The 22,742-nt window shown below is 59.3% G+C and carries 22 protein-coding genes; 6 read left to right on the forward strand and 16 right to left on the reverse strand.

Translation table 11 applies throughout. The features are described from left to right. Positions 1-3: 3 nt before the first annotated feature. Both secB and Q1A20_RS04885 read right to left on the reverse strand, forming a co-directional pair. Positions 4-486, reverse strand: a complete 483-nt coding sequence (secB, locus tag Q1A20_RS04880; protein ID WP_298968812.1) for a protein-export chaperone SecB — start codon at positions 484-486, stop codon at positions 4-6. A gap of 59 nt (positions 487-545) precedes the next feature. Continuing rightward, positions 546-1,046, reverse strand: coding sequence for an FxsA family protein (locus Q1A20_RS04885; protein WP_299401447.1), 501 nt, complete (start codon positions 1,044-1,046; stop codon positions 546-548). Positions 1,047-1,151: 105 nt separating this feature from the next. Here Q1A20_RS04885 and Q1A20_RS04890 point away from each other — a divergent pair, with 105 nt between their 5' ends. From Q1A20_RS04890 to Q1A20_RS04900, 3 genes are read left to right on the forward strand one after another with little or no spacing between them, the layout of a single operon-like run. Further along, positions 1,152-1,811 carry a Tim44/TimA family putative adaptor protein gene (locus tag Q1A20_RS04890; RefSeq protein ID WP_298968810.1) on the forward strand — a complete coding sequence of 220 codons (660 nt, stop codon included), beginning with the start codon at positions 1,152-1,154 and terminating at the stop codon, positions 1,809-1,811. 38 nt (positions 1,812-1,849) lie between these two features. Next, positions 1,850-2,842 carry an MltA domain-containing protein gene (locus Q1A20_RS04895; RefSeq protein WP_299916175.1) on the forward strand — a complete coding sequence of 331 codons (993 nt, stop codon included), beginning with the start codon at positions 1,850-1,852 and terminating at the stop codon, positions 2,840-2,842. Then, complete coding sequence (locus Q1A20_RS04900) at positions 2,839-3,435, forward strand: Smr/MutS family protein (RefSeq protein WP_299916177.1); 597 nt, start codon at positions 2,839-2,841, stop codon at positions 3,433-3,435. Before Q1A20_RS04895 ends, Q1A20_RS04900 begins: the two co-directional genes overlap by 4 nt. Here the strand turns inward: Q1A20_RS04900 and Q1A20_RS04905 are convergent. From Q1A20_RS04905 to regB, 12 genes are all read right to left on the reverse strand, one after another. Then, positions 3,419-4,645, reverse strand: a complete 1,227-nt coding sequence (locus tag Q1A20_RS04905) for an MFS transporter (protein ID WP_299916178.1) — start codon at positions 4,643-4,645, stop codon at positions 3,419-3,421. The genes Q1A20_RS04900 and Q1A20_RS04905 overlap by 17 nt on opposite strands. A 38-nt stretch (positions 4,646-4,683) precedes the next feature. After that, positions 4,684-5,988 carry an ATP-dependent protease ATPase subunit HslU gene (gene hslU, locus Q1A20_RS04910; RefSeq protein ID WP_298968806.1) on the reverse strand — a complete coding sequence of 435 codons (1,305 nt, stop codon included), beginning with the start codon at positions 5,986-5,988 and terminating at the stop codon, positions 4,684-4,686. A gap of 2 nt (positions 5,989-5,990) precedes the next feature. Beyond that, complete coding sequence (locus Q1A20_RS04915; protein WP_299916180.1) at positions 5,991-7,067, reverse strand: hypothetical protein; 1,077 nt, start codon at positions 7,065-7,067, stop codon at positions 5,991-5,993. Further along, the gene (gene hslV / locus Q1A20_RS04920; RefSeq protein WP_299401433.1) at positions 7,064-7,621 is read right to left on the reverse strand and encodes an ATP-dependent protease subunit HslV; all 558 of its coding nucleotides are present in this window, start codon (positions 7,619-7,621) and stop codon (positions 7,064-7,066) included. The genes Q1A20_RS04915 and hslV overlap by 4 nt, the downstream gene beginning before the upstream one ends. Positions 7,622-7,777: 156 nt before the next feature. Continuing rightward, positions 7,778-8,098 (reverse strand): thioredoxin, encoded by a 321-nt coding sequence (gene trxA, locus Q1A20_RS04925; RefSeq protein ID WP_298968801.1) that lies wholly within the window; start codon positions 8,096-8,098, stop codon positions 7,778-7,780. 36 nt (positions 8,099-8,134) lie between these two features. Further along, positions 8,135-11,530 (reverse strand): double-strand break repair helicase AddA, encoded by a 3,396-nt coding sequence (gene addA / locus Q1A20_RS04930; protein WP_299916183.1) that lies wholly within the window; start codon positions 11,528-11,530, stop codon positions 8,135-8,137. After that, the gene (addB, locus tag Q1A20_RS04935; RefSeq protein ID WP_299916185.1) at positions 11,527-14,484 is read right to left on the reverse strand and encodes a double-strand break repair protein AddB; all 2,958 of its coding nucleotides are present in this window, start codon (positions 14,482-14,484) and stop codon (positions 11,527-11,529) included. The genes addA and addB overlap by 4 nt, the downstream gene beginning before the upstream one ends. Further along, positions 14,477-15,169 (reverse strand): nucleotidyltransferase family protein, encoded by a 693-nt coding sequence (locus tag Q1A20_RS04940; RefSeq protein WP_299916187.1) that lies wholly within the window; start codon positions 15,167-15,169, stop codon positions 14,477-14,479. The genes addB and Q1A20_RS04940 overlap by 8 nt, the downstream gene beginning before the upstream one ends. Continuing rightward, positions 15,145-16,164: a phosphotransferase gene (locus Q1A20_RS04945; RefSeq protein ID WP_299916506.1), complete on the reverse strand. Its 1,020-nt coding sequence runs from the start codon at positions 16,162-16,164 to the stop codon at positions 15,145-15,147. Before Q1A20_RS04945 ends, Q1A20_RS04940 begins: the two co-directional genes overlap by 25 nt. Then, on the reverse strand, positions 16,164-16,637 hold the full coding sequence (gene tsaE / locus Q1A20_RS04950; protein WP_299916189.1) for a tRNA (adenosine(37)-N6)-threonylcarbamoyltransferase complex ATPase subunit type 1 TsaE: 474 nt from the start codon (positions 16,635-16,637) through the stop codon (positions 16,164-16,166). Before tsaE ends, Q1A20_RS04945 begins: the two co-directional genes overlap by 1 nt. 48 nt (positions 16,638-16,685) lie before the next feature. Further along, positions 16,686-18,236 carry a PAS-domain containing protein gene (locus tag Q1A20_RS04955; RefSeq protein WP_299401418.1) on the reverse strand — a complete coding sequence of 517 codons (1,551 nt, stop codon included), beginning with the start codon at positions 18,234-18,236 and terminating at the stop codon, positions 16,686-16,688. An 81-nt stretch (positions 18,237-18,317) separates the two neighbouring features. Beyond that, positions 18,318-19,706: a sensor histidine kinase RegB gene (regB, locus tag Q1A20_RS04960; protein ID WP_299401417.1), complete on the reverse strand. Its 1,389-nt coding sequence runs from the start codon at positions 19,704-19,706 to the stop codon at positions 18,318-18,320. A gap of 96 nt (positions 19,707-19,802) precedes the next feature. On the opposite strand from regB, the gene Q1A20_RS04965 reads away from it, so the two are divergent. Both Q1A20_RS04965 and Q1A20_RS04970 read left to right on the forward strand, forming a co-directional pair. Next, positions 19,803-20,420, forward strand: a complete 618-nt coding sequence (locus Q1A20_RS04965) for an SCO family protein (RefSeq protein ID WP_298968787.1) — start codon at positions 19,803-19,805, stop codon at positions 20,418-20,420. 91 nt (positions 20,421-20,511) lie between these two features. Then, a complete protein-coding gene (locus Q1A20_RS04970; RefSeq protein WP_299401414.1) occupies positions 20,512-21,066 on the forward strand; it encodes an ActR/PrrA/RegA family redox response regulator transcription factor in 555 nt (184 codons plus the stop codon). A gap of 34 nt (positions 21,067-21,100) precedes the next feature. Here Q1A20_RS04970 and Q1A20_RS04975 read toward each other — a convergent pair whose 3' ends face one another. Together Q1A20_RS04975 and Q1A20_RS04980 are read right to left on the reverse strand one after the other, a co-directional pair. After that, positions 21,101-21,586: a GNAT family N-acetyltransferase gene (locus Q1A20_RS04975; RefSeq protein WP_299630479.1), complete on the reverse strand. Its 486-nt coding sequence runs from the start codon at positions 21,584-21,586 to the stop codon at positions 21,101-21,103. Further along, a complete protein-coding gene (locus Q1A20_RS04980; protein ID WP_299916192.1) occupies positions 21,583-22,179 on the reverse strand; it encodes an HD family hydrolase in 597 nt (198 codons plus the stop codon). The genes Q1A20_RS04975 and Q1A20_RS04980 overlap by 4 nt, the downstream gene beginning before the upstream one ends. Before the next feature lie 208 nt (positions 22,180-22,387). Between Q1A20_RS04980 and Q1A20_RS04985 the strand changes: the two genes are divergently transcribed. After that, complete coding sequence (locus tag Q1A20_RS04985; protein ID WP_298968780.1) at positions 22,388-22,702, forward strand: hypothetical protein; 315 nt, start codon at positions 22,388-22,390, stop codon at positions 22,700-22,702. Positions 22,703-22,742: the final 40 nt, after the last annotated feature.

Genomic DNA, 22,742 nt, shown 5'->3' on the forward strand with positions numbered 1-22,742 from the left:
CGATCACGCGTCGGCTTTCTTGGGCGCTTCTTCCGCCTGGCGGCGCGCCAATTCATTGCGGTAGAGCGACAGGAAATCGATGTTTTCCAGGTTCAGCGGCGGGAAGCCACCATCCCGTGTCACATCGCTGACCACGCGGCGCAGGAACGGGAAAATCATCCGCGGGCATTCGATCAGCAGGAAAGGATGCAGCTGGTCTTCGGGCACATTGTCGATGTGGAAGATCCCGGCATAGTCGATTTCCAGCACGAACAGGGTGGAGTCGCTGTCTTTGGCCTTGGAGGTCACGTTCAGCTTGATCGACGTTTCATACTGGTGTTCGACACTGCGTTTTTTCGCATCCAGATTGACCTGAACCTGAACATCCGGGGTCACATCCGCAGGCGCGCCTTTTTGCGCCATGATGTTTTCAAAAGACATATCGCGAATGAATTGTCCGAGGACACGCATCTGCGGCCCTTGTTGTTGTGCTTCGGCTTCAGCCATGGGTCACTCCTGAGGTGAAAAATAAATCGGGCGAGCCTTACCAGCTTGGGGGGCGGTTCTCAATGGTCCGACCACTTCGAAGGCTGTTTGATTTTATTATATTCCGGGGGGACTTCGGAATATTCACCATCGATAATATCATCATTTGGATGCGGATGTCGGGCGCCGGTTGGCCCTGCCCGGGTTTGTCCGGGACCGGTTTCGAAGGTATGGATGTTCACCCGCGCGCGGATGGCCTTGAAGACGGCGGTCCTGAACCCCGGCACAAGCAATAGAAATCCGACCGCATCGGTGAAAAAGCCGGGCGTCAGCAGTAATGCGCCGGAAAACAGGATCATCGCCCCATGCACCAGCGGTTCTGTCGGGTCGCGCAGATCAGAAAAGGACGACTTCAGCTGATTCATCGCCATAAGCCCCTGATTCCGTACCAGCCATGTGCCGATGATCGCGGTCAAAATGACCGTGACAAGCGTCCAGCCAAGACCGATTGCGCCGCCAATTTGGATGAACAGCGTGATTTCAATCAGTGGTACCGCGAGAAAAGCGATAAATAGCCACATTTTGATGCTTCCTTTCGTCCGGCGTGGAGTGGACTTGGCCGACCCCGACACCTACATAAGTACACTATACACCTGTTTCCATGAATTACCCCACATGAGGTTCCTATGAATTCGCCCCTGATACAGCTTTTGGTGCTGGCCGGCATCGCTGTTTTTCTGATCTTGCGTCTGAAAAACGTGCTGGGCACGCGGGACGGGTTTGAGCAGCCGCCAGTGCAGAAGACACAAACGGATCGCCTTGGCAGCCCGGAATTCGAGGTGATCGAGGGCGGCCCCGACCTCGATATCGTGGATCATGTTGAAGAAAACAGCAGCGCGGCGCAGGCGCTGGCCGCGATGAAACGCATTGAGCCTTCGTTCAACGTCACCGATTTTCTTGGGGGTGCGCGCAGCGCCTATGAGATGATCGTTATGGGGTATGAGAATGGCGAGTTGTCGGACATCCAGCCGTTCCTGGCCGAAGACATTTACGAATCCTTCGTCGATGGCGTCGCCGCACGTGAAGATCAGGGCTTGACCATTGAGGCGAATTTCATCGGGGTACGCGAGCTCAAGCTGATGGATGCGACCTATGATGAGGATACCAGCGAGGCGGAGCTGACCATCCGCTTTGTCGCGGAACTGACCTCAGTGGTGCGCAACAGCGACGGCGAAATCGTGGATGGCAACGCCTCTGACATAAAGCGCCAGAAAGACACCTGGGCCTTTGCGCGCAAAATGGGGTCGGATGATCCAAATTGGCTGCTTGTTTCCACAGACGCATGAAGCCTGCGCTGGCGGCGTTTCTTGCGGGGGTGCTCAGCATGACAGGCCCCGCATCTGCTGACACCAGTATCGAAGTCCTTTCTTTCGAAGACCTCAATGGTTGGGCAAAAGATGACCACGCGGCGGCTTTTGAAACGTTCCGCAATACCTGTCAGGATATGGATGATCCCGATTGGCGCGCGGTTTGCGCCTATGCGACGTCCAACCCGGACCCTAAGGCCTTTTTCGAGCTGTTGTTCCGTCCGGTTCTGATCGAAGACGGGGCGCCTGCGCTTTTCACCGGGTATTTTGAACCGGAACTGAGTGGATCGCGGCAAAAATCCGGACGGTACCGCTACCCGATTTATGCCATGCCGCCGGAGGCCAAGAGCACGGACCTGTGGTACTCCCGCCGACAAATTCTCGATGGTGGTGTTTTGCAGGGGCGTGGTCTGGAAATTGCCTGGGTTGACGATCCGGTGGAGCTGTTTTTTCTGCAAATTCAGGGATCTGGCCGGGTAAACCTGCCGAATGGTGACAAGCTGCGCGTGGGCTATGCGGGGGCAAACGGGCACACTTACCGGTCCATCGGGGTTGAGCTTGTGCGTCGCGGCACCTATCAATCGCATCAAGTCAGCGCCGATGTGATCAAGAATTGGGTGCGGCGCAACCCAGCGGCAGGCCGGGAGCTTTTGTTTCACAACCCATCCTATGTATTCTTCCGTGAGGTCAGCGAGGTCCCCGCCGATCAGGGACCGCTGGGCGCGATGAACAGATCGGTCACGACGATGCGCACCATCGCGGTTGATCCGGCCTTTACGCCATTAGGCGCACCGGTCTGGATCGAAAAAGACGGCAAAAAGCCCCTGCGACGGCTGATGATTGCGCAGGATACCGGTTCAGCGATCAAAGGTGCTCAGCGCGCGGATGTTTTCTTTGGCACCGGTGACAAGGCGGGCCGTGCTGCGGGAAAACTCAAGGACCCGGGCCGCATGATTGTGCTGCTCCCGATCCAGCGTGCCTATGCGATGGCACCGGAGGGGGCGCTGTGACACGCCGGAAATTGTCGGCGGACGAAGTCGCCCTTTGGCGCAAAGTCACCGACAAGACGGAAGCACTGGATCAGCGCAGCACGTTTGATCCCGAAGCCTTTGCTCCGCAGGCGCGCGCCAAAGATCACCCCAAGCCAAAACCGGATTTCGGCAAGTTGAACACGCAGTTTCCGCCCAAGCCGGAACCGCGGAAAAACACGATCCAACTGGCGCCCTCCCTACCCGATCAACTGCGGCGCGCGCCGGTGCAGATGGATCAGAAAACCTTTGGCAAAATGACTCGTGGGAAGATCAAACCCGAAGGGCGGATCGATTTGCACGGGATGACCCTGGATCGTGCCCATGCGGCGCTGACGAAATTTATCCTTTCCGGCCATGCATCGGGCAAACGATTGGTGCTGGTCATCACCGGCAAAGGCAAAAACCGGGACGAAGGCGGGCCCATTCCGGTGCGCTTTGGCGTGTTGCGCCATCAGGTGCCGCAATGGCTGAGCGCGCCGCCGCTGGCATCGGTTGTCATGCAGGTGAGTGAGGCGCATATCAGCCACGGTGGCGGTGGTGCCTATTACGTCTATCTCAGGCGACGGCGCTAGGCAGATCACGCTGGTACCGCAGGATCCCCAGTCCGGCGAGCAGCGCCCCACCGAGATAGAACGCGGCGATGGGGATCATCTGCTCGGGAAAACTGATCCCGAGATCAATGAGCGCCCCGGTGATCCCCGGCCCGATGGCGGATCCGAAGACCATCAGGGCTGCCGCTGCCGCCTTGATCGCGCCTAAGTGCCGCGTCCCGTAAAATACGGCCCAGAATGCGGTGGTGGCGGTGCCCTGCATGCCTTGTCCGATCCCGAAGATGACAAGGCCGACACCGGCCATCAGAATCGTATCGGCAAAAGCCAGCACCAGGAAAGACAGGCCAAAGGGCAGCATCTGGAACGGGACGATCCACTTTACGCCGATGCGATCCACGGCCCAGCCGGTGATGAAAGTGCATATCACGGTCGCCGCGGTGTAGATCGGCATCAGCGCGACAAAGGACATCAGGCTCCAGCCTTTGACCTCCGTCAGGTGCACCTGCTGGAAAAACAGGGCGGTTCCCCAGGCCGATGGCCCCAGCACCAGCGGCACCATCAGGTAGAAAAGCGGATGCCGGAGAAGAGCTGCGCGTGTCCAGTGTTTGCCCCCCATGCCAAGGCTCTGCGAGGTCTCTGTCATCGACTGGGGCGTGCGTTCCTGACGCAGCAGCATCTGCATGATCGGAATGGCGGCCACAACGCATAGCGCCGCGATCCACCACAGGGCGCGCCAGTCAAAAACCACCAGCAGTGTGACAAAGATGATGGGCAGCAGGGCCTGTCCCACCGAAAACCCCATTGAGGCGAGCGAGATGGCCCGGCCCCGCGCGGCGACAAACCACCGCGACATGGCAACCGCGCCCAGTTGCGACATCATCCCCTGACCCATCAGCCGCAGCGCATAGATGACCATCACCAGCAGGGCCGCGCTGGACACCAGGGCCATCGCGGCACAGGCCATTGCCAACAGGATCATCACTACGAGAGATAGCTGTCGCACCCGAAACCTGTCGGTCAGCGCGCCCACCCAGATCATCGTCACAGCCGAGAGGGTTGTCCCGATGGTATAGATGGCGCCCCAATCGCCATCCGTCAGCGCAAACGCCTGTTTAATTTCGCCCGCAAAAAGCGAAATGAAATAGGTCTGCCCAAAAGACGACGTGAAACACAGCAGGAACCCGGCCAGCAGGAACAGTTTGTTTTCAACGAGAAAGCGCAGGTAGCCCATGCGCCCGGTGTCGCAGGCCCGCGCGTCGTTGGGAAGCCTTAAAGCACGTAGCGGCTGATGTCGGTGGAGCGGGTCAGCTCGCCGAGGTTTTTCTCGACAAAGGCGGCGTCGACCACAACCTCATCCCCGGCCTGATCGGGCGCGTTGAAGGAGAGTTCCTCGAACACCCGTTCCATCACCGTATAAAGCCGCCGGGCGCCGATGTTTTCGACGGATTGGTTCACATCTGCCGCGATCTTGGCCAGGGCGGCGATCCCTTCGGGCTCAAAGCTGACCGTGACCTGCTCCGTGCCCATCAGCGCGGTATATTGCAGGGTCAGCGCGTTGTCGGTTTCGGTCAGAATGCGCACGAAATCTTCTTCCGTGAGGGCGCGCAGTTCCACCCGGATCGGCAGGCGACCCTGCAATTCGGGCAAGAGATCCGAGGGTTTGGCAATGTGGAACGCACCCGATGCGATGAAGAGCACGTGATCGGTCTTCACCGGGCCATGTTTGGTGCTGACGGTGGTGCCTTCGATCAGGGGCAGCAGATCGCGCTGCACCCCTTCCCGGCTGACATCGCCGCCACGCGCATCCGAACGGGCGCAGACCTTGTCGATCTCATCCAGAAACACAATCCCGTTCTGCTCCACCGCCTCAATAGCGGCCTTGTTGACGATCTCGTCGTCCAGCAGTTTGTCGGCTTCTTCGCTGACCAGCACGTCGTAGCTTTCCGCCACTGACAGCCGTTTGCGGGTGGTGCGCCCGCCCATGGCCTTGCCGAAAATATCGCCAAGGTTGAGCATACCCATGCCGCCCTGCTGACCGGGAATGTCCATCATCGGAAAGGGATTGGAGGTATCCGCGAGCTCAAGATCAATCATTTCCTGATCCAACTCACCCGCCTTCAGCTTCTTGCGGAACATCTCGCGGGTGCCTTCGCGGGCATCCTCGCCAGCGATGGCGTCAATCACCCGTTCTTCTGCCGCATGGCGCGCATTGGCTTTCACGTCTTCGCGCATGTGCTCGCGAGTCATCAGAATCGCGCTGTCGACCAGATCGCGAATGATCTGCTCCACGTCGCGGCCGACATAGCCGACTTCGGTGAATTTCGTCGCCTCGACCTTCAGAAAGGGCGCGCGCGCGAGTTTGGCCAGACGGCGGCTGATCTCGGTCTTGCCGACGCCGGTGGGGCCGATCATCAGGATGTTCTTGGGGTACACTTCATCCCGCAGATCATCGCTCAGCTGTTTGCGGCGCCAGCGGTTGCGCAGGGCGACGGCAACGGCGCGTTTTGCGTCCTTTTGACCAATGATGAAACGGTCCAGTTCGGAGACAATCTCGCGGGGCGTGAGGTCTGTCATTCTTAAGCCTTTGTCACATGAGAGGGTGGCAATTTGTGCAACGGGATAAACCCGGGCAGCAGTGCCAGAAGGCGGGCGCGGATCGGCTCCCAGCGCGCACCGAGAAAGAGTAAAACGATCCCCAGGAAAAATACGGTGAATACGGCACCATCCCCTTCGAAAATCGTGGCGGTCAGAATGACCGTGTATCCGATCGCCGCGATCAGGAACGACCGGCGGTCAATGATGATGGCGACCAAGGCGAAAAGCGTGAGCACGGCGACCAGCATGCCATTGGACCAGCTTTCGTCGCGGTCCAGAAGGGTCAGCGCGGTGGTGTTCACCAGCGCAGGCGCGGCCACGACATGCAGCCAGAACCCATTGGCGGCCCGGCGGGTCACGCGGTGCGGGTCGGACATGTCAAACGCCATGGCGACGGCAAAGACCACGATGCCCAGCGCCAGCGTGATCCAGGCAAAGGGACCGCCTGCCGACAGCAGGAACAGCTCTTCGGTCGAGGAGGGTGATCCGCTGCTGTTGCCCGCAATGAGGATGGCCACGCCGAAAGCCGCCACGGCGATCAGCGCAAGCGCAAAAGGCACGCGAAAGCGGAACCAATAGATGAAAAGAGCCACGGTCGCGAGCGCGAAGGGTATGGGCAGGCTGCTGTTATCCCCCTGCGCGATCATGAAAATCTCGGCAAAGGCGCCGGCGAACCCATAGGCCGCGTTGATGGCAAACATGATCGACAGTGCGATGGCAGGCGCGACCATGCGGCGGCGGCGGATGAAGTATTCCGACATCACCCAAAGGGCAACGGCAGCCGCGCCGCCGGAATAGATCAGCGTATTGCGGATGCTCAGCGGCTCGGTGGTCATGCCAAAGGTCACGACACCCACCCACCCCACGGCCAGAATGACCATGCCAACCACGATGAAGATCTCATTGAAGCCGCGGAAGAGCTCGAAGGGTTCATCGCCAGGTGCGAGGTTTTCGCGTGCACCGCTGCGGCTATGGGCAAGACTCATCAATGCCGCGGCCTGCGCCTCCGTCACGATCCCGGCGCTGACGGAGGCCCTAAGATCGTCCAGATCAATCATGCGGTGATCTTTTCTACCGTCAGATTACCATTGGTGTAGACACAGATGTCGGCTGCAATCGCCATCGCATCACGGGCCACATCTTCGGCGGATCGGTCGCTGTCCATCAACCCGCGCGCGGCGGCCAGCGCATAGTTGCCGCCCGACCCGATGGCGGCGACGTCATGTTCCGGTTCCAGCACGTCGCCCGCGCCGGTAATCACGAAGATGTCGGTGCCGTCGGAAACGATCAACATCGCCTCCAGCTTTTGCAGGTATTTGTCGGTGCGCCAGTCCTTGGCCAGCTCCACACTCGCGCGGGCCAGTTGGCCCGGTGTCGCTTCGAGCTTGGTTTCAAGACGTTCCAGCAGGGTGAAGGCATCCGCCGTTGATCCGGCAAACCCGGCCACCACATCAAAACCGCCCGGGCTCAGGCGGCGCACCTTGCGCGCGGTGCCCTTGATTACGGTCTGCCCCAGCGAGACCTGGCCATCGCCTGCGATCACAACCTCACCCGCCTTTTTCACGCCAATGATCGTTGTGCCGTGCCAGCCGGGGAACTCTTCTCGTGCCATCTTGGCCTCCTTCTTCGTGCTGCTCTATATGGCGTGGGCTTTTGGGGGGTACAAGGGCGCGCGATATGTCAGGCCCCGGGGTTGCGCGGGATAGGTGCCAAACGACAAAGGGCGCCCCGATGGAACGCCCTTGCGAAATTCTTGCGCCAATTGCGCCTAGATCGATTCCTCGATCCAGCTTTGCAAAGCAGCTTTTGGTTTTGCGCCTGCCATGTTGGACACGACCTGACCATCCTTGAAGATGAACAGGGCAGGAATGCCGCGCACCCCCATTTGCGAAGGCGAGTTCGGGTTCTCGTCGACGTTGACTTTGACGATCTTCACCTTGCCGTCCATCTCGGTGGACAGTTCCTCAAGCGACGGGCCGATCTGCTTACAGGGGCCACACCACTCCGCCCAGAAATCCACCACAACGGGGATATCTGAATTCTTCACTTCGGCATCGAAAGTTTCATCCGTTACAGCAAGGGTGGCCATCGTGCTCTCCTGACAGGCTATGCTTGGAGGGTGAACCTATGTAGCCACCTCGCGGTCGTCAAGATGTTGCGTGCTTTGTAACGCTCCCGTCACGATTTCGTGCGGCAAATGCATCAGCGTGCAGGTTCTTGTCCATAAAATAGCCGTCTCAATGCGCTTGTCTGGGAAAATCTGAGCGAGCGCATGGGCATAGGCGCCCATCTGTCGCAACAGTCCGGAAGGACAGGTTTCCGCAGTCTCCGGCACGATCCTGTTTGTTTTGAAATCCACCGCCAGCACTCGGTCACCCGTGATGATCAGACGGTCGATCACGCCATGGATGCGTGCGGTGCCAAATGCCGCAGAAACCGGAACTTCGGCCAAGGTGCTTTGCGCAAAGAGATCGCGTAGCGCTGGTGTCTCCAGCACCGTTTGAGCCTCGGAAAGGGCTTGGCTTTCCATCACATTCCCGGTCGAAAGATTTTCGGCGACAACTGACCAATCTGATTTGTCCACGCAGGCCAGGTACTCAAGATAAAGGTGGACCATGTTCCCGTAAGCCTTGGCGGTTTCCTCGTCCTGACCTTCTTCACCTGCCAGGGCTTTGGCACCGCCAAGATCGGAGGGGGAGAGAATTTCAACCAGCGCCGGATGTTCAGGGGCTGGGCGCTCAAACAGCGGATCGAGTGTCGCGCGGGGCGCTGTGATCTCGGGTGTTTGTGCATCGGGCAACCCATCCCAATCCGCATGGGCGTGTCGTTTGATCTCTAACCCCTGAAAGGACACCTCCCCCTGAAAGGACACCTCCGCCGCGCCTGTTCGGTCCAATGCGGCGTCAACGATCTGGTACCAGCTGTCGTTCTTTCTCGAAAGCTCACCGGCTGCCGCGATGATCAACCACTTTTCTGCCCGTGTTAGAGCCACATATAGCAGCCTTAGACGTTCCTCGACCTGAGATGTTTTCAACGCATCGACGCTCTCGGACATGGCGCGCGGCATCTCGGCGGCGTTGGTTTTCCACACGGCATGACCGTCGAGTTTAACAATATCGTCCTTGATTTGAACGTCGCGCTTGCCTGTGTCGGGCAGGATCACAATGGGGGCTTCCAGGCCCTTTGCGCCATGCACGGTCATGACCCGGATCTGATCAGACGCGCTGTCAATCTGGCGCTTGATCTCCAGATCATCGGTTTCCATCCAGACCAGAAAACCGGTCAGGCTGGGCACCGCGTTGCGTTCATAGGACAGCGCCTGGGACAGCAGCGCGTTGATCCCGTCTTCGGCTTCGGTGCCCAAACGGGACAACAAGCGCCGCCGCCCCCGATGACGCGTCAAGATCCGCTCGATCAGATCGTAGGGCCGCAGGAAATCCACATTGGCACGCAGATCGTTTAAAACGGCCAGCGTTTCGGGATAATCATCGACGCGGTTGCGCAGCGTTTGCCACAGGTGCTCTTCGCTGCGTCCGTGCGCCAGGCTGAATAGCTCTTGTTCCGACCATCCGAATAATGGGGACCTCAGCGCCGTGGCAAGCGACAGGCTGTCTTCGGCAACGGCGAGAAAGGATAAAAGCGCCGCCAGATCCCGCACGGCCAATTCACCACCGACCTTGAGCCTGTCGGCCCCGGCAATCGGCAGATCGTGCATCTTGCAGGCGCGAATGATCTCGGCAAAAAGCTCGGAACGACGCTGCACCAGGATCAGAAAATCCCCGGGCGTGACGGGTCGCTTCGCCTGCTCGTCGTGGCCCGGCACATCCACTGGAATGGTCTGTTTGCTGTCGATCATCTGTTTGATCTGACTGGCGATTTGCCGCGCCAGCAGCACGGTGTGGTGATGCTCCCCCCGCCGGTCCAGCGGGTCGTACCAGAGCCGATCATCACCGACCCGCTGTTTTTCGATCACGGGCCAGATATCGACCCGACCCGGCATTTCCCCCTTGAAGGGAATGTGCTTGGCATCCTCGCTGAACCCCGCTTCCGTCTGATGATCAAATGCCGCGTCGACGACATTCAGAATGGCGTTGGAGGATCTGAAGGAATAGGCCAATGTCAGGCTCTGAAATTCGTGCTCGGCGGCCTCCAGTTTGGATTTGAACTCGGCCTCCATTCGGTCGAATTCCCTGGGGTCCGCGCCTTGAAAGGAATAGATCGACTGTTTTTTGTCGCCCACGACAAACAAGGTGCGCGCTACGTCCTTGCGCGCGCCCTCGCCGCTGGAAAACTCCGCCGCCAGTTTGCGGATCACATCCCATTGCGCTGGGCTGGTATCCTGCGCTTCATCGACGAGGATGTGGTCAATGCCGCCATCAATGCGAAACAGGACCCATGCGGCCACGGCGGGATCGTTCAGCAGGTCGCGCGCCTTAAAAATCAGGTCATCGAAATCGAGCCACCCGCGCAGCAGTTTTTGTTCTTCGTAACGGGCGATGAAGCGCGCGGCGAAGTCATGCAGCGCTTTGGTCTTTCGGGCGGCTGCGAGTGCGAGCCTCGGCTCGCGGGCGACCTCGACCCGTTCCATGAACGCGTTGAGCGCGGGCATGCGGTCGCCTAACAGGCCTTGCGTTGGCTTGGTGGGAAAGCTCCCCAGTTTTGCAGAAAACGGTGATTTGGCGCTGGCGCCTGTGAGGAAGACACTCTCCAGCTTCGCCAAGGCATCATAGGTTAACGCGCCAATCTGCGCCAATTTTTCAGCGGCTTTGGCGTCATTTCCACCCTTTTCGTGCATGGCTGGCAGGATGCCGGCGATCAGCTCCGCCTCGCCGCCCAGAAAGACCGAACTGGAAACTGCCTCTTCGGACAGGTCGGCGGGTTGATCAAACAGATCTAAAATCTCTGGCCATGTCAGAGGGCGGGCCAGTGCCTCGCGGTGCCCGATGATGGCGCGGGTCAATTTGCTGAAATCCTCCCCGGTGTAATGGCGCGCGATCCCGTCCACGCGCGCGGTCTCCGGCCCATCCGCCATCAGATCGACAATCTCCGCCCGCATCAGATCGGCGGCGCGGTCTTCGATCTCGGTGAATTGCGGGCTGACCTGGGCCTCCAGCGGAAACCGACGCAGCAGCGAGGCGCAGAAAGAGTGGATGGTTTGGATCTTCAACCCGCCGGGCGTTTCGATCGCACGGGCGAAAAGCGTACGGGCGTCGCGCAGCCTTTCGGGGCCAATTTGCCCCTCGACGCCTAGGGTGCGCAAAGAGGCGTGTAACGCCGCATCCTCCAGCATTGCCCAGGCACCAAGCCGTTTGAATAGGCGGTTCTGCATCTCTGAGGCGGCGGCTTTGGTATAGGTCAGGCAGAGGATGTGTTGCGGTTGGACCCCACCCAAAAGCAACCGCGCGACCCGATCCGTGAGCACCCGCGTCTTGCCGGATCCGGCATTCGCCGCCAGCCAGGTGGAGGCGTCGGGGCGCGCCGCGCGCACCTGTGCTTCGGTGGCGTCATTGCGGCGCGTCATGTCAGATCCTCGGGCACAGGATCATCCGTGGCATCCCATTCGCCAAACCGGGCCAGCAGATCATAGTCGCCCGCGATCTTATCTTCCTGCATCATGCGCCGCGCGGTGAATCCCTGACCGGGGGATAGATATGCCTCGATTAGCTCGCGCAGATTGGTCAGGATTTCCCGGGGCGGCTCCTCGTCCAACGGGGCGGTAACCTCATCAGGATGTGAGCCTAACCCAATGAAAATGGCCATTCCGGTGTGGCAAATGCCAAGGGTTTCAAATGCGCCCTCTTCGACCATCGCGGCCTCGATCAGGAGCTGTTTGTCGAATGTCGCCTGCTGTCTGGCTGTGGGCGGTTTCCCCGTTTTGTAGTCGTAGATCACGATGTCACCGGCGTCTGTCCGGTCGATGCGGTCGGCGCGCGCCGTGAGCGTGAACCCGAGGTCCGGCCAGGTGAATTTCCCCTTTGCCTGCCCTTCGAATGCGACCGGTGCGGAGTAGGCGCGGCGCGCGACCTCGCGTTCGGCGAACCAGTCTGCGATCTTGTCGATCCGCGCCAGCCACATCGCCCGGGCTGCGGGCCATGGGACCTCTTCGGCCATCACCTGCCGCGCCACATGGTTCAGGTGGTCGGCGGTTAGCAAAGTAGGATCAGACAGCGTATCCTTGATGTATCGCTCCATGATGTCATGGGCCACCGTCCCGCGCATCAGCGCATCCGGGCTCTGCACAAGCGGGCCAAGGCGGGTCAGTTTCAACACGTGTTTGGCGTAAATCGCGTAAGGATCGCGGATCAGGCGTTTGATTTCAGTCACGGAGAGGGCCCGCGGGCGTGCGGCCACAGGAGGGCGCGGCGATGGACGTGGGGCCGGGTCGGAGCTGTCCACTTGCTCAAAGGCACGCACGCGCGCCAACCACTCATCACCCCGTGCCAACATATCCGCCAGCGCTTGCGGACCATCCTGATCCCGCAACCCATCCAGCAGATTGCGCAGCCGGTTCACCCAGCGCGAGGCAACCGTTTCGGCATCGTCAGAGCGGATCGATCGGGTGAGCCAAACCTCCTGAGCGCCGATGGCCTGCTGGTAATCATGTGCCGACAGCCCGATACGCCGTTCGGGCAACAACAGCCCCGCTTGATGGCGCAGCGCCCGGTTCAGCCAGGGATCAGGCGGTGGCGCTTCGGGCCAGGTGCCGTCATTGAGACCGGCCAGAATGACCAGATCGGCCCCCTGCACCCGCGCTTCCAGCGTGCCCCAGATCATGATGTTGGGATGTGGCGCGTCCCGGTCCCGGATCTCCTCGCCGGACAAGAGCGCACCAACAAGATCATTGTAATCGGAGGCGCTCATGGTCGTGCCGAACCCGGCGTGGTCGGCCAGGTTTTGCATGACGTCCCGCGCTTTCTGACCCGCTTTCTTCTGCCAAAGCTCCCCGGGGTCTGCTCCCTTTGTGCCTGCGGCAATCGCCTCTGCAAGGGCGATGTGTCTCGTAACCCATTCAGAGAGGTGTCGCGGGTGATCGTCCAATTGGGCGCAGAAAGTGCTGCCAACCCACTCAGACCAGAGATCAATCTGGATCTGATCCTCGGGCTTGGCCACAGCACGATCCAACAGCCGCGTGATACCCGCAGGGTCAGGATACGGCAGACCCTTTTTCCGGATGCGCAATTCGAGCCGCTGGGTATTGAGCACATGCGGGCCGCGCTCAAATCCGCTGTGCGTGAGCGGGTGTTTGAGCAGGGTCAGCAAGGATTCCGCGTCCAACCGGCGGGTGAAAAGCCCCGCGATATGACGCAGAAAGCGACCCGGCGGCGACAGGTGCAAAGGCTTGCCAGCGGAATCGTCCGGCAGGATGGACCATTGATCCAGCGCTGCGGTGACCTGCCGGGTCAAAACCCGATCCGGGGTGATCAGGGCTGCGGTCTCGCCATCTTCTGCCGCCTGTCTGAGACGCAGGGCAATCGCAAGCGCCTCGTCGCGCGGGCTGGGAGCCTCGACCAGCGTCACATCCGTGGTGGCGTTATCGATTTCGGTCAGCTTCGCCCCTTCGGTCAACCATGCGTCGGTTACCGGTGCGGGCCGGAGCGAGAGTGAGACAAGAGCGTTGCGGGCGGCTGAGGGGGCGGGTGTATCATCCCACTGTGCAATGTCACCACGCGTGACACCAAGCTCGGACATCAGTTTGTGGAACCGGTACTGCGGATGATCCTCGGACATCATCGCATCGTCCAAATGCGACCAGACGGGCGCGGGCATCTCAAAATCGAACCCCGGCAGGATCAACGCGCCTTGTGGCAATCGGGCGACGGCCTGCATCAAGAGCATTGTGGTGCCACGTGACCCGGTGGACCCCGCAACAATGACGGGGTCTTGCGGCGGATTTGCCAGCCAGTTTGCCGCCAGCGCCGTGACAAAAGACCGTTGCCGGGCTTCGCTGTCGGGCAGGGCGCTGGTATCGTCAATGTAGCCTTGCGCGATCTGGATAAATTGCTGCGCGCGCTGCCAGTGTCCGGATTGATCCGTGACGTCCAGCGATGCAATTTTTTCGGCAGTGACGCCCTCGCCCTGCATCTCATCCATCAGCGCCGCGAGGCTATCCGTCAGATCATAGAGAGACGACCGCGGCGCGAGGTCTTTTTCCTGCATCAAAAGCTGTGAGACCAAAGCGATGAGTTCAAGGCGGCGGCGCAGCGGCGAGACGGATTTGGGTAGGACAATGGTCGGGTCCAGCAGATCCAGATCGGTGATCAACCGGATCTGGGGCAGGAGCGTTGCGGGACCGGCATCAAAAAGGCTGCGCAATCTGCGTTGCATGCGCCGTGTGTTCACGATCAGCTGGACCCGCGCCATTGCTTCGGGTGGTGCGTCCTGCATCCGGGCCCGCAGCCCTGAGACCAGCGCGCGCGGGAAATCCACGCCGGGGGCGACGCCGAAAAGCCGTGGAGGACCCCCGTCTTCAAACATCCTGACCCGCCAGCAGGTTTTCGGCCACATCGATGCTGTCGGGTTGGCCGACATCACACCAGTGTCCGGGATACTCCAGCCCGTAGATCCGCCCTTCCGTCAACATCAGATCCCATAGGCGGTTGAGCGAGAATTTTTCCTCCGCGATCTCGTCTAGCCGGTCGGTTTTGATGATCTGCGCGCCGCCATAGACATGCGCCCGCCCGCGCATCAGGTGGCCCTGCGGATCAATTTCGAAATCACCCTGCCCATCATGTGAATGCGTGTTTTGCAGCGGCACGCACACCAGCAGGGCGTCCATGACCTCGGGACGCCAGGCCTCCTGCAACATCGCGATCGGGCTGGGCCCGATCCAGATGGCATCGGTGTTCAGCGTAAAGACGGGTGCTGTCCCCAGGCGCGGCAGAGCATTTCGCAGCCCCCCGCCGGTATCGAGGATGTCCGGTGTTTCCAGAAGGGTCTGCACACCGGTGCCCGCGAGATGCTTGAGCAATGGTTCCGGTTTGTAGTGCAGGTTGACGACGATCCGGTCGGGGGCAATCTGCACGGTCTGATCCAGGGCATGATCGATCAGCGGTCTGCCCGCGACCTCGACCATTGGTTTGGGCCTGTCATCTGTCAGCGGCCGCATGCGTGTGCCGAAGCCTGCCGCAAACAGCATCAGCGATCCGGGAGTGTCGCGCATTTTGACCTCAAGATGTCCAGAACCTCTGGCGTGGGTGGTGGTAGCGATTGATCAATATGATCAGCGATGCCCTTCAGGGCGGGATGTTGCAGATTGGTCTGGATGTGCCCCCAGACGCGCGGGATCAGATCGACATAATGCACCTTGCCATCGCGGATGCAGAGCCGCGCAAAAACACCTAGAATGCGCAGATTCCGCTGCAGTCCCAATGTCGCATAAGCCGCTGTAAACTGATCCGGATCCTGCGGGCTTTGATCCAGAAACCGCTTGATCATGGCCTGTTCGATTGGGGCGGGCACATCTCTGCGCGCGTCCTGCAGAACAGAAACCAGATCATAGGCGGTATGACCGAGCATCGCGTCTTGAAAATCAAGCAATCCAACCCGTGCGGGCCCTTCCCGCTCCGGCAGCCACAGCAGGTTTTCCGCATGATAGTCTCTTTGGATGAGCACTTGCGGCTGCACGTCCAGGGGTGTCAAAGTCTCTTGGAAGAGCGATGTAAAGGCGTCGCGCGCACCGGCATCATCTTCGCCGGTTGCCCCGAAACGATACCAGTCATAGACCAATGCCGCCGAGGGGGCGGAGACATCCGCGCTAAGGCGCTGCAAGGCTGGTGGTGGCGCGCGATGCAAATGAACCAATGTGTCGATTGCCGCCTCATAGAGCGTATTTTCCAGCGTTGGATCCGCCGCAATCACACGGGCAAAAAGGGCATCGCCGAGATCTTCCAGCACCAGGAAGCCCTGTTTGGGGTCTTGTGCAATAATGCGCGGCGCACTGAGCCCGATGTTGGTGAGATAGGTGGCGATGTTGACGAAGGTCCGAATGTCTTCGCCTTTTGACGGTGGCGCATCCATCAGGACCGCCGACATGCCGTCCGGTTGACGCAATCGGTCATAGCGCCGGTTCGATGCATCGCCGGCCAGCGGCGAAATTTCAGCATTGCCCCACCCTGCTCGCTCGATAAATCCGCGAAGATTTTCCTGCCGATCCATCACTTCGCCCAGCATTTCAGTTTGTTGTTCCAACGTGCATCTGCCCAATGTGCCGTCAATAGGCGCATATTGTCATCGGTCGCATAGTCCAGTTGGATGTCCAGCGCCGCCTCAGGGCGCAGCGAACCCAGTCTATCCGGCCATTCGACCAGACAGATGGCGGTATCGAAGGCCTCTGTCAAACCAAGCTCCTCGATTTCGTCCACCGTGCCAATCCGGTAAAGATCGCTGTGCCACAACGGCCCGGCCCGGGTCTCATAGGTTTGCACGAGCGTGAAGGTCGGCGATGGTACATCTTCGGGCTGCGTGAGGATGGTTTGGATCAGGTGCCGGGCGAAATGGGTCTTGCCCGCGCCAACCGGCCCGCTCAGCAGGATGACATCCCCGGCGGCCAGCAGCGGTGCCAGTTCTGCGGCGGCATGTGCCGTCGCATCAGCAGTGTTCAATGTCAGGGAAAGGGAATGCGCAGCCATATCCGCATGCTTACCGCGCGCAGGTCCGGCTGCAAGGCATAACGCAGATCAGGAGGGGCGAGACACCTGTTTTGGCGCGGATGATTTTGCTGCCACATGCTCGGTTTTGACAAATCGGATGACGGTGGCGCCGGATGCAATCCGAGAGACGGTGCATGCAAGGGCTGCGCCATCGTCGAGCATCGCGGGCATGTCCCAGGACTTCCGATCCCCGATGTTGCGCACGAAATCCGTCAAAGCGGCCCAGCGCGCGCCGGGTTTGCATTGACGTTTCCATTCCTGGACTGAATCCAGAATGGTGACATCGGCAAAGGAGTTATCGGGGTCAAGGCCCCAAAGATCGCGGTAGGCGGCATTGCAGAAGGTCAGAACGCCGGTTGAGGAAAAGACTACCAATGCCTCGTCGAAGGTATCCATCAAGGATTGGCCAAGCTCCAGTTCTGCCCGGAAATTCCTTGTTAGAGACACTTCTGCGCTGATGTCTTCGATCAGAAAGGCGATTGCACCATCGGGATGTGGCCGTCCGCGGACCCTGTAGGTCTGGCCGGTTTCAAGCGTCCAGGTTTCCTGATACCGACCATCCGTTGCGGCGGCGATAACCTCGGAAATCTCTTGCCGCCAGGAATGGTAGTTCTTTGGCTCCGGCATGCGGCGATTTTCACGCATCCTGTCAAAGAATGACAAAAGCGTCGGTCTGCCGCTCAGGAAATCAGCGGGTAGGTCAGTGAGATCTATCAGCGCGGGATTGAAGAGCGCCAACTGCCCATTCCGATCAAAAATGGCCAGCCCGATGGACAGCTGCGCAAATGTTTTGGCGAGGGTCTGAACAAAGTTGCGCTGGGCCACCTCAGATTTGACCACTGCGTTCACATCAACCGCATGGAAAATGGTAATATCGCCGACGGTGATCGCATTCAGATCATACCAATCCGTCTTTCCGTCGATGGAGGATTGCGTCGAAACACGTTGTCTGCCGGTTTTTTCGTTTTGGGTATCGGTGACTTCGAACACCGGTTTTGTTGCCTGTGGCGCGGTGTTGTGCAGCCGATCATAAAGGTCTTCATAGGCGGCATTGTACCAGGTCACCCTGCCCTGCGCATCGACCTGCCAGACGGCGTGCGGGGTGGTGTCGCTGGCGCGCCGCAGGTCTGCGAGTTCGCGGTGCAGAGCGCGCAACTTTTGCGATTGGGCCGCGTCGATCATCCGATCGTCACTCATGTGAACCTGCGTGTACTGACCTCTTTGGGTGAGTTTCAGGGTCGCAATATCTTCGGCGTGACGGGCCTGTATGGTGACAGATCCCGGCTGGTTCGCGTGCGGCCGTTCGGGCAGCCCGGGAAAGCGATTGAGCATTCTTTCGCGCCAAGTCTGCCAATCATCCTGACCCGGCGCGACTTGATAGAGTTGCTGCGCGGTTTCTGATGCATGATGCAGATCACCCTGATCAAACAGGAATGAAATCCCATCCGGCCTCATTTCTGCAGATCCCTGCTTGGAATGTCCCGCAAAGAATTGGGGTGCTCTGCTGATCCAGAGCATGGCCGCACCAGCGCTCAGACCAGCAGCGGCGACAATAGCAGCGATGTCCCAAAAAGGCATAAACCGCGCAATCCTGTTCTAGAGGAAGACCGGTTTACTATTCGCTCAGCTTAGTTAATGCCGGGTTAATTTTTGCCTTAGTTACGCAACGATAGGTTGGTTTTTGCCCAATCCTGAGGTCTCCTCATCGCTCGTGGCTTCAATACGGACCCGGGGCCAGGTCACTTTGACAATTGCGCCAAAGTCAGCAGCTTCTTCTTCCGATTGACCCATCGGATCGCGCCCGTTGGCGAACTGCAGCTCTGCGCCGGACCGTTCCAGAAGCGTTTTGGCGATGAAAAGACCCAAGCCCATGCCTTCGTATTCCGGGCGCACCCTGGTGCTGCCCGTCGGCGGCCTGCGGCGCATGAAGGGATCGCCAATGCGGCCCAGCAGATGTGGCGGAAACCCCCGCCCGTCATCCATGATCCGCAGCGCAATGGTTTGCTCGTCCCACCCGGCCTCGACCCAAACCTCGAACTGCGCAAAATCCACCGCGTTTTGGATCAGGTTGCGCAACCCATGGATCACTTCGGGTTTTCTGAAAATAACCGGCTGCAACACAGGTTCCTGCAGGTGGTGGAAATGCACGGTCTTGCCGCGCGACATATGCGGCTCGGCGGCTTCTTCGACCACGGCCATCAACGGGGCGCGGTGCAGGTGAAGGTCATTTTTCCCCGCCCGCCCCATATCCCGCAGAATGTCCCGGCACCTGTCCGCCTGCTCACGGATCAGGGCGGCATCCTCGCGGAGTTCGGGGCGATCAGACAGCTCTTCGATCAGCTCGCCACTGGCCAGTTTGATGGTGGCGAGCGGCGTGCCCAATTCATGCGCGGCGGCCGCAACCACACCGCCCAGATCGGTCAATTTCTGCTCTCGCGCCAGAGCCATCTGTGTTGCCGCTAGCGCGTCGGACATGGAGTGAATTTCCGACGTCACCCGCACAGAATAGGCACTAATAAAGACAATTGCGATGATCAGGGCGACCCAGTTGCCAAAGACAAAGAGCTGCGGGAATTCCAGAATGAGCCCGGCATCGGTGCGCAGCGGTAAATAGACCTGCGAAAGCACCGAGACCATGACGATGGCGGTGCTGCCGAGCAAAACGGTCGAACGCAAGGTCAGCACAGCGGCAGAAATTGTCACCGGACCCAACATCAGGAGTGCAAAGGGGTTGTGCAATCCGCCGGTCAGGAACAACAGAAAGCTCAGCTGCAACAGGTCGAACATGACCATCAGCATGTTTTCAACTTCATTGAGGCGTTTGTTTTCAGGGAAGACAAAAATGGCCACAAGATTGGCGATCACCGAGGCCCCGATCACCATGTAGCACAGCCCGGTTTCAAGCTGCAGCCCGTACCAGTGCTGGGCCACGGTGATCGCGGTCAATTGCCCGCCGATGGCAAACCAGCGCAGCAAAATCATTGTCCGCAGGCGGATCCAATTCGCACGCGTTGCGCCGCTCAGGGGTCTGACGTTGGCATCCGTCATCTGGTTCACCGCTTGTTGAGTTGCATAGATGTCGCAGGACGGTACGACTGCGATTTGATAGGATTAACCTAACGCACTTTTGGAGAAGCGAAACCCATGCGCTATTTTGCCCTTATCGCTGTCATCGCCGTTCTTGGTGTCCTGGGAGGTTTCTGGTACGCCAGCCAGCCCTCTGAGGGCGATGATCAGTTTGCCCAGTGCCGCGCCAGCCAGATCGCCGGTGGCGCGGAATCCATCGGTGGCCCGTTCGAGTTGGTCAACAGCGAGGGTCAGACCGTGACCGACCAGGATGTCATCACAGAGCCCACCATCGTCTATTTCGGCTATACATTCTGCCCGGATGTCTGTCCGATTGACACCGCGCGCAATGCAGAAGCGGTCGATATGCTGGCGGAGAAAAACATGTCCGTGACCCCGGTGTTCATCTCCATCGATCCCAAACGTGACACGCCCGAGGTTGTTGGTGATTTCGCCGCTAACCTGCACGAACGGATGATTGGTCTAACAGGCTCACCCGATCAGGTCAAAGCGGCGAGTGACGCCTACCGCACCTATTACAAGGCGCACGACGGCGATGATGATTACTATCTCGTGGATCACTCCACCTTCAGCTATCTGGTTCTGCCGGAACACGGGTTTGTGGAGTTTTTCCGGCGCGAGACCTCCGCGCAGGAGATCGTGGATACCGTTTCATGTTTTGTTGAGAACGCCTGACGCGCCAACACGTCGCAGCATCGGATTTGACGACGCGCACCCACTGCCACATATAGATGGTTTAAATAATGTGCGCAAAGAAAGGCTTCCGATGCAGGATGCAGCTGAATTGAACCTTGGTGAAGACGCCAGCCTGTTGCTGGTTGATGACGATGAACCGTTTCTGCGGCGTCTGGCCAAGGCCATGGAAAAACGCGGGTTTTCAGTTGAAACGGCGGGCTCGGTCGCCGCGGGCAAAGCCATTGCAACCGCGCGCCCACCAGCATTTGCAGTTGTCGACCTGCGTCTTGAAGACGGCAATGGCCTCGACGTGGTCGAAGTGCTGCGGGAAAAGCGGCCAGATGTGCGTGTCGTCGTGCTGACGGGCTATGGTGCGATTGCAACGGCGGTTGCTGCGGTCAAGATTGGCGCCACCGACTATCTGTCGAAGCCTGCTGATGCTGCGGATATCGTGAACGCGCTGCTGGCACGGGGGGATGATCTGCCGCCGCCGCCGGAAAATCCGATGAGCGCGGATCGTGTACGTTGGGAACATATCCAGCGGGTCTTTGAGCTGTGTGACCGGAACGTCAGTGAAACGGCGCGGCGCCTGAACATGCACCGCAGAACCCTGCAGCGCATTCTGGCAAAACGCTCACCCCGGTGACGACGTAGAAATCCGGGTTTGAGGTCAGCGGCCTTCAAATATCGTATCGTTTGCTGACCTTATTCACGATCTGACCACTCTCGAGTGTAACGTTTTCATCGAAATGCCAGTCCCGGAAACCGCGGCTCTGGTAGTAGGTCAGGCCACCTTCGTTGTCTGCCCGGATGGTGGCGTTGATCCAGATGTATCCCAAAGATTTTGCGGCCTGTGAGGTGGCTGTGAAAAGCGCCGATCCGATGCCAAGGCCGGTCTTTCCCATCTGAACGAAGGTCGCGACATCCACGGCTTCTGGCGGCAGGTCAGGATGCGGCGAAATCCACTGGAACCCGACAACTTCTTCCGCATCATCCAACGCGACATGCCAAGCGGATTGCTCTGGCGCGCTGGCCATCCATTGCTGCAGATCATCGCCTGTGACCGGGCGCGTCAGGGCGGTTGTGCCGCCTTTTTCGATGATCGCATTCAGCAATCTGGCCATCGACCCAGCATCCAATGCCATCGCCTTGCGTACCCTGATCATCCCATTTCCTCCAAAAGCGCATCGTGGCGTTGGGTAAAGGCGTTTCTGGTTTCCACCGGCGGACGCAGCACAATCGCCAGATCATCGATGATTGTCGTGTCGGGTTTGCCAAAGAACTTGCTGGCTTCGGTTTCGGAGAAACCGGCGATTTGCGTGGCTTCCATCCAGGCGCTGATCTTGTCGGCCTTCTTGATCTGTTTCTTGATCTGCACGGGCACAACGGCGGGCAATCCAAACCGGATGTGCACCGCCGCGGTCAGCCGATCATCCAAGACGCCGTATCCGGGGCCCACGGTAGCTTTGACCGGCGAAATCATGTCGCCGATCACATATTCCGGCGCATCGTGCAACAGCGCCGCCAGCCGCCATTTAGCCGGTGTCTTGGGGGCAATCCGGCCAAAAAGCGTCTCTACCAAGAGGGAATGCTCGGCGACGGAGTAGGCATAATCACCATGGGTCTGGCCATTCCAGCGGGCGACAAAGGCGAGCCCATGCGCAATATCCTCGATTTCAATATCCACCGGCGTTGGGTCCAAAAGGTCCAGCCGCCGACCGGAAAGCATGCGTTGCCAGGCGCGTTTAGGTGTTGCCATGATGTAACTGTCCGATGTTCATGCCACGATTTTGCCACATTTCAGAAGCATCATACTGTGCATCTGATCACTCGCTGCCACAACTTATTGACGCGCCGTGTTTTGTAAACAGGTGCCGTGATCACGATATGTTCCATGGGGGAAGGCCAGTCCTTTTCCAATGGCTTGCCTCCTCCATCGTCAGAAGCGCATTGGAAAGGAGCTTGTCATGTTCAAGAAACTCATACTCACCTGCCTGACCATCGGCATAGCAGGCATACCGCCGCCCGCAGAAGCGGCGAATTGTGGTCCGCGGGATGCGGTGATCGAAAGTCTCAAGTCAAAATACGCGGAACATTTCACCGCCGGTGGCTTGCAGCAAACCCGGTCGGCTCAATCGGTCATGGAAATCTGGTCGTCACCGGACACCGGCACCTTCACGGTGCTCTTGACCAGCCCCAACGGGATCAGCTGTATCGTGGCGGCGGGCACGGATTTCTTCGAAGGCCCGGAGATATCGCCAGTCGAAGGCACGGCGAGCTAGCGTTACGCATTCATAGGCGTTTACGATGCTTTCACGCCGA

The sequence above is a fragment of the uncultured Roseobacter sp. genome, from assembly GCF_947501835.1.
Classification (GTDB): domain Bacteria; phylum Pseudomonadota; class Alphaproteobacteria; order Rhodobacterales; family Rhodobacteraceae; genus Roseobacter.